The organism is Aphanothece stagnina RSMan2012 (assembly GCF_046764815.1).
Taxonomy (GTDB): domain Bacteria; phylum Cyanobacteriota; class Cyanobacteriia; order PCC-6307; family Cyanobiaceae; genus NIES-981.
Genome location: NZ_JBKOUC010000008.1, coordinates 94,334 through 106,386, shown reverse-complemented (window position 1 = coordinate 106,386; position 12,053 = coordinate 94,334). Strand labels below are relative to the sequence as shown.

11 protein-coding genes are annotated in these 12,053 nt (G+C 67.2%); 8 read left to right on the top strand and 3 right to left on the bottom strand.

Translation table 11 applies throughout. The features are described 5' to 3' along the window. Positions 1-7: 7 nt before the first annotated feature. Positions 8-1,429 carry a 15-cis-phytoene desaturase gene (gene pds / locus ACLNEE_RS07315; RefSeq protein ID WP_411423811.1) on the bottom strand — a complete coding sequence of 474 codons (1,422 nt, stop codon included), beginning with the start codon at positions 1,427-1,429 and terminating at the stop codon, positions 8-10. A 138-nt stretch (positions 1,430-1,567) separates the two neighbouring features. On the opposite strand from pds, the gene ACLNEE_RS07310 reads away from it, so the two are divergent. Both ACLNEE_RS07310 and ACLNEE_RS07305 read left to right on the top strand, forming a co-directional pair. Next, positions 1,568-1,930: an NAD(P)H-quinone oxidoreductase subunit M gene (locus ACLNEE_RS07310; RefSeq protein ID WP_411423810.1), complete on the top strand. Its 363-nt coding sequence runs from the start codon at positions 1,568-1,570 to the stop codon at positions 1,928-1,930. Continuing rightward, positions 1,927-2,625: a DUF3172 domain-containing protein gene (locus tag ACLNEE_RS07305; RefSeq protein WP_411423809.1), complete on the top strand. Its 699-nt coding sequence runs from the start codon at positions 1,927-1,929 to the stop codon at positions 2,623-2,625. The genes ACLNEE_RS07310 and ACLNEE_RS07305 overlap by 4 nt, the downstream gene beginning before the upstream one ends. Before the next feature lie 74 nt (positions 2,626-2,699). Here ACLNEE_RS07305 and ACLNEE_RS07300 read toward each other — a convergent pair whose 3' ends face one another. Further along, on the bottom strand, positions 2,700-3,698 hold the full coding sequence (locus ACLNEE_RS07300) for a LysR family transcriptional regulator (RefSeq protein WP_411423808.1): 999 nt from the start codon (positions 3,696-3,698) through the stop codon (positions 2,700-2,702). A 127-nt stretch (positions 3,699-3,825) separates the two neighbouring features. On the opposite strand from ACLNEE_RS07300, the gene ACLNEE_RS07295 reads away from it, so the two are divergent. From ACLNEE_RS07295 to ACLNEE_RS07270, 6 genes are all read left to right on the top strand, one after another. Next, the gene (locus ACLNEE_RS07295) at positions 3,826-4,527 is read left to right on the top strand and encodes an NnrU family protein (RefSeq protein WP_411423828.1); all 702 of its coding nucleotides are present in this window, start codon (positions 3,826-3,828) and stop codon (positions 4,525-4,527) included. Positions 4,528-4,622: 95 nt separating this feature from the next. Further along, positions 4,623-6,638 (top strand): NAD(P)H-quinone oxidoreductase subunit 5, encoded by a 2,016-nt coding sequence (locus tag ACLNEE_RS07290; protein ID WP_412006940.1) that lies wholly within the window; start codon positions 4,623-4,625, stop codon positions 6,636-6,638. Between the two features lie 80 nt (positions 6,639-6,718). Continuing rightward, entirely contained in the window at positions 6,719-8,305 is a 1,587-nt protein-coding gene (locus ACLNEE_RS07285; RefSeq protein WP_412006939.1) for an NAD(P)H-quinone oxidoreductase subunit 4, read from the top strand. A 127-nt stretch (positions 8,306-8,432) separates the two neighbouring features. Beyond that, on the top strand, positions 8,433-8,837 hold the full coding sequence (locus ACLNEE_RS07280) for a LapA family protein (RefSeq protein ID WP_412006938.1): 405 nt from the start codon (positions 8,433-8,435) through the stop codon (positions 8,835-8,837). A gap of 169 nt (positions 8,838-9,006) precedes the next feature. Then, positions 9,007-9,909 (top strand): segregation/condensation protein A, encoded by a 903-nt coding sequence (locus ACLNEE_RS07275; protein ID WP_412006937.1) that lies wholly within the window; start codon positions 9,007-9,009, stop codon positions 9,907-9,909. Between the two features lie 45 nt (positions 9,910-9,954). Continuing rightward, on the top strand, positions 9,955-11,139 hold the full coding sequence (locus ACLNEE_RS07270; protein ID WP_411423522.1) for a sugar phosphate nucleotidyltransferase: 1,185 nt from the start codon (positions 9,955-9,957) through the stop codon (positions 11,137-11,139). Here ACLNEE_RS07270 and ACLNEE_RS07265 read toward each other — a convergent pair. Further along, positions 11,120-12,034: a methylenetetrahydrofolate reductase gene (locus ACLNEE_RS07265; RefSeq protein WP_411423523.1), complete on the bottom strand. Its 915-nt coding sequence runs from the start codon at positions 12,032-12,034 to the stop codon at positions 11,120-11,122. The genes ACLNEE_RS07270 and ACLNEE_RS07265 overlap by 20 nt on opposite strands. Positions 12,035-12,053 lie beyond the last annotated feature (19 nt).

Genomic DNA, 12,053 nt, shown 5'->3' with positions numbered 1-12,053 from the left:
GCCGGGATCAGCCGGCCGGGGTGAGCACCAGCTCGGCCGGGGTGGGTCCGAGCCGCTCCGCTGCCGCGGCCACCGCCTTGGCGCACTGCTTGCCACTCAGCACAGCCCCCTCCATCGACGCCAGGTAGCGCTGCATCGTGTAGTCACCGGCCAGGAAGAAGTTGGCGATCGGTGAGGTCTGATCCGGCCGCAGTTGCTGGCAGCCGGGCACGGTCTTGTAGACCGAGAGGGGTGTCTTGACGACGATGGCCTTGCGCAGCTGGGCCTGATCCTCCCCGGTGAAATGCATCGGGAAGAGGCGCTTGAGTTCCTCCAGGGTGGCCGCCACGATCTCGTCATCGGATCGGCCGATCCAGTCCTTGGCCGGGGCGAACACCAGTTCGAGCATGGAACGCTCGGGATCGTGGTATTCGCGGCAGGTGTTGCTCATGTCGGCATAGACGCTGAGCAGGGGACTGCGGCTGAACAGGAGGTGGTCGATGTCGGTGAGCTTGCGATCAAACCACAGGTGGATGTTGATCACCGGTACGCCGTTGAGACCCTCGAGCTTCTGGAAGTAGGGCATGGACTTCCAGGGCTGGGGCAGCAGTCGCTTGAAGGGGTCAACCGGCAAGGCGCTGACGTAGGCATCGGCGTTCAGGGTGAATCCCTCCTTGCCCTTGATGCCACCGATGCGGAAGCCGCGCACGGTGCCGTCGGCGTTGAGCTCGATCTCGCGCAGGGGAGCCTCGAGGTGCACCTCACCGCCACGGGCGGTGACGTAGTCGACGATCGGCTGGCACAACCGCTGGGGCGGGTTGCCGTCGAGGAAGGCCATCTTGGAGCCGTCCGCCTCCTGCAGGAAGCGGTTGAGGGCCGTCAGCAGGACGGTGCTGGAAATCTCGTCGGGATCGATGAAGTTGAGGGCCTTGGCCATGGCGATGAACACCTCGTCGTTCACCCGCTCCGGGATGTTGTGGAGACGCAGCCATTCGGTCCAGGAGTACTGGTCGCACTCCTCCACGTACTGCTGGCCGCGCAGCATGGCAGGCACCAGACCCAGTCCGAAGGCGATCTTCTCCGGCCAGGTCAACATGTCGTTGTTGCCCAGGATCGCCGCCACGCCATTGAAGGGGGCCGGCAGGTCGGGGAAATCGAAGCGGCTGTAGGTGCCGGGATGGTCCTTCTGGTTGAAGATCATCGAGTGGCTCTTCCACTGCAGCCGGTCCTCGATGCCCAGCTCCTTGAACAGCTGGCGCATGTTGCGGTAGGCACCGAAGAAGATGTGCAGGCCGGTCTCGTACCAGTCACCCTCCTCGTCCTGCCAGGCGGCGACCTTGCCGCCGAGCACGTCCCGCGCTTCGACCACCACCGGGGTATGACCGGCGTCGCACAGGTACTTGGCACAGGCCAGTCCGGCCAGTCCGGCACCGGCGATCGCGACGCGCATGGCCACTCTGAAAAGGAAAGGCAACCTTAAAGCTGGCCTCCCCATCGGCGCGAGGGGAGCCGGCCGCGGGGCTACCGCCGGCTGGTTCCGCTGTGCTGTTCCTAAAGTCCCGGTGACGGGTGATCTCCACGCCAAACCATGGCTGACTCCAGCGCTGCTGCGACCCTTCTCAAGTCCACCACCCGCCACGTGCGCCTGTTCACCGCCCGGGTGGAGGGTGCCGAGCTGGTCCCCGACCGCGACCAGCTCACCATGGACATCGATCCCGACAACGAATTCCTCTGGGACCAGCCGGTTCTGGAGAAGGTTCAGCAGCGCTTCCAGGACCTGGTGAACGCCCATGCCGGAGCGGACCTCAGCGAGTACAACCTGCGCCGCATCGGCTCGGAACTGGAAGGCCTGATCCGGGAACTGCTGCAGGCGGGTGAGCTTCGCTACAACCCGGACTGCCGCGTGCTCAATTACTCCATGGGCCTGCCCCGGACCCCGGAAACCCTGTGAGCCGTTCGCGCAGTCCCTACGACGACCCCCGCCCCAGCGGCTACCGGGGTGGGCGCGGCCGCTCCGAGACCGGCTACGACCGGGGCGACGACGGCCGTTCGGAGCGCTACAGCCGTGCGGAGGGCTATGGCCGCTATGCCGAGCCCCCCCGCCGCCGGGGGGGACCCGGCGGCGGGGGCCCGACTGATCCCGGCGGACCGGGAGGGCCGATCTCCTTCAACATCGGCACCCTGGCCATCCTGGCCGGCGTGCTGGTGGTGGGCATCGGCATCGGCACCGCCATCTCGAGCACCACCCAGGGCAACCAGGGCAACATCGCCAGCTCCCAGCAGCTGGACATGGCCGTGCCAGACCCCGAGTTCTGCCGGCAGTGGGGGGCGAGCGCCTTCGTGATGGACATCGAGCTCTACACCACGATGAACCCCAGTTCCAGCTTCGTGACCCAGCCCTCCCTCAAGCCGGGCTGCGTGATCCGCCGCGAGAACTGGAGTGTGCTGCAGCAGCAGGGCGCGGTCACCTCCGAACAGATGCGCCAGTGCAAGCAGCGCATGAACACCTTTGCCTACATCGGCTCGGTGAAGGACAAACCGATCGTGCGCTGCGTCTACCAGACGGACATCACCGAGAACAAGTTCATCACCAAGGGCATCGCCGACGACAGCGTGGGCATCACCCCCGAGGCCGACCAGTTCTGAGCTGGATCCTCCCAGGACCGTGATCGCTGGTGACCCTGCCGATGGGGGTGCCGGGAGGAGGTGCCGACAGACCCTCAGCGCTGGGGGTTCTCCACAGGGGCGGGCGGGGCTTCCGCCGCGGCTTGCTGCAGGGGACGGCGCAGCGGACTGTCGGGGCTGGCGAAGACCGGCAGCACCTCGCGCCGGAAGGCATCGGACGCCCGTGAGCAGTAGCGGGCCGGATGGCTGATCAGCTTCAGCTGACGGCGCACCAGCAGATCGGCCACCTGGGGGCGGTGCAGGCTGCCGGCAGCGAGCTCCCGCTCGATCGAGACCACCGGCAGGAAGGCGGCGCCCAGGCCGGACTGCACGGCATTCTTGATCGCCTCGAAGGAGTTGAGCTCCATCTCGATCTTGAGCCTGCCCAGGTCCAGCCCGGAGCGGGCCAGCAGCTGGTCGACCATCTTGCGCGTGGTCGACTGGGCATCCAGGCAGACGAAGGAGAGGCGGTAGAGGTCCTCCTTGGTGAGTTCAGCCAGGCGGGCCAGGGGATGCTTGGTGGGGAGCACCAGAGCCAGCTCGTCACTGGCATAGGGCACCACCTGCAGCAGCTCGGCCAGCTCAGGTGGCAGCTCCCCGCCGATGATGGCCAGATCCAGTTGACCGTTGGCGACGCTCCAGCTGGTGCGGCGGGTGCTGTGCACCTGGAGCTGCACGGCCACATCCGGGTACTTCTGCCGGAACAGACCGATCATCCGGGGCATCAGATAGGTGCCCGTGGTCTGACTGGCCCCCACGAGCAGCGAGCCCCCCTTGAGATTGTGGAGGTCCTCAAGGGCGCGACAGGCCTCCTGGCACTGGCTCAGGATCCGATCGCAGTAGCTCAGCAGCAGGTGGCCGGCCTCGGTGAGCTGGGCCTTGCGGCCACCGCGGTCGAACAGGGAGACACTGAGCTGCTTCTCCAGGTTCTGGATCTGCAGGCTGACGGCGGGCTGGGTGACGTAGAGGCTGTCGGCAGCCTTCTTGAAACTCCCTTCGCTGGCGATCGCCCGCAGGATCCGCAGCTGGTCAAGGGTGAAGGGCAGATCTGCCATAGGGCCCGCTGGCCAGCACCGGGGTGCAAGCCCAGACTCTAGGGGGACCGGCCGGGGCCAGAATCCGGTGCTTCACAACTTCGTTCTGGCCTTGCCCTCCGGCTCCCTCCACCACAGCAGCTGGGTGATGCTCGGCCTGCTGCTGGCCTTCGCCGTGGTTCACAGCGGTGGTGCCTCCCTGCGGTCCTGGGGGGCCGCGCGCCTCGGCGAGCGGGCCTGGCGGCTCCTGTTCGCCGGCATCAGCATCCCCGCGGCCATCGTGGTGATCGGCTATTTCCTCGCCCACCGGTACGACGGCATCCGGCTCTGGAACCTGCAGGAGCAGGGCTGGATCGTGCCCGTGGTGTGGGTGGGCACGGCCATCAGCTTCCTGTTCCTCTATCCGGCCACCTACAACCTGCTCGAGATTCCAGCGGTGCTGAAACCCCAGGTGCGTCTGTACGCCACGGGCATCATCCGGATCAGCCGCCATCCCCAGGCGGTGGGGCAGGTGCTCTGGTGTGCGACCCACCTGCTCTGGATCGGCAGCAGCTTCATGGTCGTCACCAGCGCCGGCCTGATCGCCCACCACCTCTTCGCCGTGTGGAACGGCGATCGGCGCCTGGCCAACCGCTTCGGCCAGGCCTTCGAGGAACTGCGGGCCAGCACCTCGGTGCTGCCGTTCCGGGCCGTGCTCGACGGCCGCCAGCAGCTCGTCGCCAGCGAGTTTCTCAGGCCCGCCCAGCTGGGCATCGCCATCGCCGTGGGGGTGTTCTGGTGGGCCCACCGCTACATCGGTCTCGCCGCCACCACCTTCTCCCGCACGGCCCTGGCCCACTGGCTGGGGTAGGCCTGCTGGCTGGGTGAGCCCTGCTGGCAATTCCCCATCTGGGACAGGGGGGATGGGTGGATCTGCCTACACTCGGCCCAGCCCGCCCCTGCCGGATGCCCTCAACCGCTGAACTCGCCTGGTTGATCCCGGTGCTGCCCCTGGCGGGGGCCTGTCTGGTGGGCCTGGGGCTCATCAGCTTCAACCGCACCGTCAACCGCCTGCGCAAACCCGTGGCGCTGCTGCTGATCAGCTGCGTCGGCGCCGCCGCGGTGCTGAGCTACGCGGTGCTGTTCCAGCAGCTGGCAGGGGCCGGGCCCACCGAGGTGCTGTTCAACTGGGCCAGCGCCGGCAGCTTCAACCTGCAGATGGGCTTCCGTGTCGATGCCCTCGGCGCCGTGATGCTGGCCCTGGTCACCACCATTGCCCTGCTGGTGATGGTGTACTCCGATGGCTACATGGCCCACGACAAGGGCTACGTGCGCTTCTTCACCTACCTGGCCCTGTTCAGCAGTTCGATGCTGGGCCTGGTGATCAGCCCCAACCTGCTCGAGATCTACGTCTTCTGGGAGCTGGTGGGCATGTGTTCCTACCTGCTGGTGGGCTTCTGGTACGACCGCGACGGCGCCGCCAATGCCGCCCAGAAGGCCTTCGTGGTGAACCGGGTCGGCGACTTCGGCCTGCTGCTGGGCATCCTGGGGCTGTTCTGGGCCACGGGCAGCTTCGGCTTCGAGGAGATCGGCACCAGGCTCAGCGAGGCCGTGGCCGGCGGCAGCCTCAGCAGCACCGTGGCCGTGATCCTCTGCCTGCTGGTGTTCATGGGGCCGATGGCCAAATCGGCCCAGTTCCCCCTTCACGTCTGGCTTCCCGACGCCATGGAGGGGCCCACGCCGATCTCCGCCCTGATCCATGCGGCCACGATGGTGGCGGCCGGGGTGTTCCTTGTGGCGCGGCTGCAGCCGGTCTATGAGCCCTTCGCGGCGGTGCAGCTCACGATCGCGGTGATCGGCACGATCACCCTCTTCCTGGGGGCCTCGATCGCCCTCACCCAGATGGACCTCAAGAAGGGTCTGGCCTACAGCACCGTCAGCCAGCTCGGCTACATGATGCTGGCGATGGGCTGCGGCGCCCCGGTGGCCGGCATGTTCCACCTGGTGACCCATGCCTTCTTCAAGGCCATGCTCTTCCTCGGCTCCGGCTCGGTGATCCACGCCATGGAGGAGGTGGTGGGCCACGAACCCGTCCTGGCCCAGGACATGCGGCTGATGGGAGGTCTGCGGCGTTACATGCCCGTGACCAGCGCCACCTTCCTGATCGGCTGCGTGGCGATCAGCGGCATCCCGCCCCTGGCCGGCTTCTGGAGCAAGGACGAGATTCTCGGCCAGGCTTTCGGGTCCTTCCCCGTGCTCTGGGCCGCCGGCTTCGTCACCGCCGGCATGACCGCGTTCTACATGTTCCGGCTCTATTTCCTCACCTTCGAGGGCGAGTTCCGCGGCAACGACCAGGCCATCCAGGCCGAACTTCTGGCGTCCGCCGGCAAGGTCGGCGGGGACGACCAGGGCGACGAGCATGCCCACGGCCACGCCGACCATCCGCACGAGTCCGGCTGGCAGATGGCCATGCCCCTGGCGGTGCTCGCCGTTCCCTCCGTGCTGATCGGGCTGCTGGGCACCCCCTGGAACAGCCGCTTCGCCGCGCTGCTCGATCCGGCCGAAGCGGCCCACATGGCCAAGCATTTCAGCTGGTCCGAGTTCCTGCCCCTCGCCGGAGCCTCCGTGGCGATCTCCGTGGCCGGCATCAGCCTCGCCGTGATGGCCTATGCCCTCCACCGGATCGACCTGGGCGCGGCGGTGGCGGGACGGTTCCCCACCCTGAACGCCTTCCTGGCGAACAAGTGGTATCTCGATGCCATCAACGACAAGCTCTTCGTGCAGGGCAGCCGCAAGCTGGCCCGCTCGGTGCTCGAGGTGGACTCGAAGGTGGTCGATGGCGTCGTCAACCTCACCGGCCTGGTGACCCTCGGCAGCGGCGAAGGCCTCAAGTACTTCGAGACCGGTCGCGCCCAGTTCTATGCCCTGATCGTGTTCGGCGGCGTGATCGCCCTGGTGGTGCTCTTCGGCTCGCTGGGGTGAGCCCTACGGACTGTGTGCCTCCCCCCACCGTAAGAGTGTTTACCTAGCGGGGATTTCTACACTCCGGCCAACGGAGCCTCTTGGATTCAGTGCCTTTCCCCTGGCTGAGCGCCGCGATCCTCTTCCCGATCGGTGCGGCCCTGCTCATCCCCTTCGTGCCCGACAAGGGCGATGGCAAGCAGGTGCGTTGGTACGCCCTCGGGATCGCCCTGGTCACCTTCCTGTTCACCGTCGGCGGGTACCTCAACGGCTACGACCCCTCCGTGGAGGGACTGCAGCTGGTGGAGCGGGTGACATGGCTGCCGGATCTGGGCCTGGCCTGGTCGGTGGGCGCCGATGGCCTCTCGATGCCCCTGATCCTGCTCACCAGCTTCATCACGGCCCTGGCGGCCCTGGCGGCCTGGCCGGTGAGCTTCAAGCCGAAGCTGTTCTATTTCCTGCTGCTGGCCATGGACGGCGGCCAGATCGCCGTGTTCGCCGTGCAGGACATGCTGCTCTTCTTCCTGGCCTGGGAGCTGGAGCTGATCCCGGTGTATCTGCTGCTGGCCATCTGGGGCGGCAAGAAACGGCAGTACGCCGCCACCAAATTCATCCTCTACACGGCCGGCAGCTCGCTGTTCATCCTGATCGTGGGCCTGGCGATGGCCTTCTACGGGGGTGACACGAGCTTCGAATACACGGCCCTGATGGCCAAGGAGTTCGGCACCAGGTTCCAGGTGATCTGCTACGCCGGCCTGCTGATCGCCTTCGGCGTGAAGCTGCCGATCGTTCCCCTCCACACCTGGCTGCCGGACGCCCACGGAGAAGCCACGGCGCCGGTGCACATGCTGCTGGCCGGCATCCTGCTGAAGATGGGCGGCTACGCGCTGCTGCGCTTCAACGTGCAGCTGCTGCCGGAAGCCCACGCCCAGTTCGCCCCCCTGCTGGTGGTGCTCGGGGTGGTGAACATCATCTACGCCGCCCTCACCTCCTTCGCCCAGCGCAACCTCAAGCGCAAGATTGCCTACAGCTCGATCAGCCACATGGGCTTCGTGCTGATCGGCATCGGCAGCTTCAGCGACCTGGGCACCAGCGGCGCCATGCTCCAGATGATCAGCCATGGCCTGATCGGCGCCAGCCTGTTCTTCCTGGTGGGCGCGACCTACGACCGCACCCACACCCTGCAGCTCGATGAGATGGGGGGCGTGGGCCAGAAGATGCGCAAGATGTTCGCCCTCTGGACCATCTGCTCGCTGGCCTCCCTGGCCCTGCCCGGCATGAGCGGCTTCGTGAGCGAGCTGATGGTGTTCGTGGGCTTCGTCACCAGCGAGGCCTACACCCTCAGCTTCCGGGTGGTGATGGCGATCCTGGCCGCCGTTGGGGTGATCCTCACACCGATCTACCTGCTCTCGATGCTGCGGGAGATCTTCTTCGGCAAGGAGAACGCCGAACTGGCCTCCCACACCCATCTGGTCGATGCCGAACCCCGCGAGATCTACGTGATCAGCTGCCTGCTCGTGCCGATCGTGGGCATCGGCCTCTACCCCCGGATCATGACCGACAGCTACCGCGCCTCGATCGAGGCCCTGGTTCAGCGGGAGACCACCGCCATGGCCCGGGTGATCAACCCACCGGCCGGAGACCTGATCCGTCAGCCCCTGCTCAGCGCCCCGGCCCTCCCCGTCTGAATCCCGATCGCTGGGCGTGGTGCTCGGCCTTGCCGCAGCCGTAACAGAACCCTGCGGATGGCGGCCCCGATCGACGTCCCAGCGCCCTTCTGCCTACGCTCCTGATCCCTGTGCTGGGGTGCCCCTGATGAAACAGCTGAACTTCCTGCTGATCTTCAGCTTCGGTCTCGCCACGGTGATGTTCACCCTGGAGAACACCGCCCCCACGACCGTGCACTTCCTGCCCGGCCTGAGCGCCACCATGCCCCTGGCGGCCCTGCTGCTCGTGGTGGGCGGTGTGGGAGCGACCGCGGCCTGGGTGTTCGCGGTCTGGACCGGTGTGGTGCGCAAGGTGGAGGCCATCCAGAACCAGAGCGACTACGACGCCCAGCAGGTTCGGATCCAGGAACTCGAGAACGACCTGCAGCGCTACCGCGCCACCGTGGATGCCCAGCTCGGTCTGCTGCCGGCGGCGGGTCAGAGTTCAGCCCAGCCGCGACCGGACGACAGCGGGTCCGTGATCGTCGAAGACGCCGATGCCGTTCCGAGCTGAGCGGCTGCTCCCAGCAAGCCGCGCCATGGCCACCCGAGGGATGTCCCATCATCGGTGGGATATGCGATCGAGACTGGTGGCCGCGGATTGAGACCGCGGATTGAGAGTGGTGGCCACGGGCCGTCACCGTTACTTTGACCCTACGGATCCTTGGAGCGTTCGGGAAGGATTGGCTGAAGCGGGCGCCAGGCTGGCCATCCGGTTGCTGCAGGATGCAGCGGAGCGGGGGGATCTCGACCCCTGGGACGTCGATGTGATCGCCGTGATCGACGGGTTCCTGGATCAGTTGCGTCAGCGCATCACGGTGCCGCGGCTGGTGGCAGAGGCCCGGCCGGGCAGGGGCGGAAGCTACGAACAGGATCTGGCGGAGGCCAGCGAGGCCTTCCTGGCCGCGTCCGTGCTGGTGAGCCTGAAGGCGGAGGTGCTCGAGGCCAGCACCTTCCCCCCGGAGGTCGCCCTGGAGGACGCCGAGGAGTTCGGTTTCGAGGCTGACGGCCAGGGCTGGCTGATCGGAACGGCGCTGGAACTGCCACGGCGCCCCGAACGGCACCTCTGGCGACGGCCCGTCGCCCCACCGCCGCTGCAACGCCCGGTCACCCTGGGGGAACTGATCCGCCAGCTCGAGGACATCGCCGAACGGCTCGAGCAGGAGGAAGGGCGCCGACAGGTGCGCCAGCGCCCCCGCCGCTACAGCGACCGGGCGGCCATCGAGCAGGTGGCGACCCTGGCGCACCGGGAGAAGCTTCCGGAAACCACGGCGGCCCTCAGCCAGTTCCTGCTCAGCTGGGATCCGGCCCAGGACTGGGTGGGTTTCGAAGGTCTGGTGGAGGCCTGGGCCGTCACCGTCGAGACACGGCAGGCGGAGGCGGACCTGGATCGCGATCGCGTCGGGGTCTTCTGGGCCCTGCTGTTTCTCTGCCACCAGGGCAAGGTGGAGCTGGAGCAGCCGGGCGGCCTGTTCGGCCCCCTCAGCCTGCGGCGTCTGCTCGACAGCGGCGAAAGCCGTCAGCTGCCCCTGGTGGCCACGGCGGGGTCAGCTCCCCTAGCGGCCGTCGAACGGCTTGCCGCCTGAGTTGGCGCCTAGGCTGGAGGCTCCGACCAATGTGAGTAAACGCCGATGAAGGCGATGATCCTGGCGGCCGGGAAGGGTACGCGGGTGCGTCCGATCACGCACACCATCCCCAAGCCGATGATCCCGATCCTGCAGAAACCCGTGATGGAGTTTCTGCTCGAGCTGCTCCGCCAGCATGGATTCACCGAGGTCATGGTGAATGTGTCCCACCTGGCCGAGGAGATCGAGAACTATTTTCGGGATGGTCAGCGCTTCGGTGTCGAGATCGCCTACAGCTTCGAAGGCCGGATCGAGGATGGTGAGCTGATCGGCGATGCCCTCGGCTCCGCCGGGGGCCTGAAGAAGATCCAGAACTTCCAACCCTTCTTCGACGACACCTTCGTGGTGCTGTGCGGGGATGCCCTGATCGACCTGGATCTCACCGAGGCCGTGCGGCGCCACCGCGAGAAGGGCGCCATGGCGAGCCTGGTCACCAAGCGGGTTCCCAGCGATCAGGTCAGCAGCTACGGGGTCGTGGTGACCGACCCGGAAGGGCGGGTGCTCTCGTTCCAGGAGAAGCCGGCGGTGACCGAAGCCGCCAGCGACATGATCAACACGGGCATCTACATCTTCGAGCCGGAGGTGCTGGATTTCATCCCGAGCGGTCAGCCGTTCGACATCGGCTCGGATCTGTTTCCGAAGCTGGTGGCCGCCGGGGCACCGTTCTATGCGCTGCCGATGGAGTTCGAGTGGGTGGACATCGGCAAGGTGCCGGACTACTGGCAGGCGATCCGCAGCGTGCTGCAGGGTCAGGTGCGCCAGGTGCAGATCCCTGGCAAGGAGGTGAGGCCCGGCATCTACACGGGTCTGAACGTCGCCGCCAACTGGGACAAGATCCACGTGGAAGGGCCGATCTACGTGGGGGGGATGACCCGGATCGAGGACGGCGCCACGATCATCGGACCCGCGATGATCGGCCCGAGCTGCCTGATCGGGGAAGGGGCCACGATCGACAACTCGATCATCTTTGATTACTCCCGGATCGGCCCCGGGGTGCGCCTGGTGGAAAAGCTGGTGTTCGGCCGTTACTGCGTGGACCGCAACGGCGACCACTTCGATCTCCAGGAAGCCGCCCTCGACTGGTTGATCACCGACGTGCGGCGGCAGGACATCGTGGCACCGTCCCCCCAGCAGAAGGCGATGGCCGAACTGCTCGGCAGCGACCTGAGCCTCAGCCAGCCAGGCTCCTAGGCCGGAGCTGGGGCTCGGCTGGGACAACCCCGGCCGCGCGCAGGATCTGGGGGATGCGCTCCTCCGCCTTGATCGCCATGAGGTGCACCCCCTGGGCCACCTCCAGGTAGCGGGCCACCTGCTCGGCCGCGATCGCCACCCCTTCCCGCGCCGGGTCCGCAGCGGCCGCGAGACGGTCGATCAGGGCCTGGGGAATGTTGGCCCCGGGCACCACCCGGTTGATGAACGCCGCGTTCCTGGCCGACTTCAGCAGAAACACCCCGGCCAGAACCGGCAGGTCCAGGGGGGCGGCGATCTCCTCCACAAAGCGGCGCAGGGCCTCCGCGTCGGTGACCATCTGGGTCTGCACGAAGCGTGCGCCGGCCTGCTGCTTGCGGCGCAGCCGGGCCTTGAGACCACTCCAGCTCGAACTCTGGGGATCGGCCGCAGCACCGGCGAAGAATGCCGTGCCGCCATCGGGCAGGGAGCCCTGCACGGGATCCTCGCCCTGGTTGAGCTGACGCACCAGCTGCAGCAGCCGCACCGCCTCGAACTCGTTGACCGGGCGGGCGCCGGGCTGGTCGCCGGCCCTCACCGGATCGCCCGTGAGACAGAGGAGATTGCGCAGACCGAGGGCATGGGCGCCGAGCAGATCGGCCTGCAGGGCAATGCGGTTGCGGTCGCGGCAGGCCATCTGCAGCACCGGTTCGACGCCCTCGTCCAGCAGCAGCCTGCACACCGCCAGGCTGCACATGCGCATGACGGCTCTGCTGCCGTCGGTGACATTGACGGCATGGACCCAGCCGCGCAGGGCTCGTGCCGCCTCCAGGGTGCGGGCAGGATCTCCGCCCCGGGGCGGGGTCACCTCGGCGGTGATGGCCGGTCTTCCACTGGCCAGAACCTGTTGGAGCAGCAAGCCGACCCTTCCCGTGTCA

What these genes read in the sequence shown, in the direction of transcription:
- pds (WP_411423811.1), bottom strand. Translation starts at nt 1,429, where the DNA reads ATGCGCGTCGCGATCGCCGGTGCCGGACTGGCCGGACTGGCCTGTGCC.
- ACLNEE_RS07270 (WP_411423522.1), top strand. Translation starts at nt 9,955, where the DNA reads ATGAAGGCGATGATCCTGGCGGCCGGGAAGGGTACGCGGGTGCGTCCG.
- ACLNEE_RS07295 (WP_411423828.1), top strand. Translation starts at nt 3,826, where the DNA reads ATGCTCGGCCTGCTGCTGGCCTTCGCCGTGGTTCACAGCGGTGGTGCC.
- ACLNEE_RS07280 (WP_412006938.1), top strand. Translation starts at nt 8,433, where the DNA reads ATGAAACAGCTGAACTTCCTGCTGATCTTCAGCTTCGGTCTCGCCACG.
- ACLNEE_RS07290 (WP_412006940.1), top strand. Translation starts at nt 4,623, where the DNA reads ATGCCCTCAACCGCTGAACTCGCCTGGTTGATCCCGGTGCTGCCCCTG.
- ACLNEE_RS07310 (WP_411423810.1), top strand. Translation starts at nt 1,568, where the DNA reads ATGGCTGACTCCAGCGCTGCTGCGACCCTTCTCAAGTCCACCACCCGC.
- ACLNEE_RS07300 (WP_411423808.1), bottom strand. Translation starts at nt 3,698, where the DNA reads ATGGCAGATCTGCCCTTCACCCTTGACCAGCTGCGGATCCTGCGGGCG.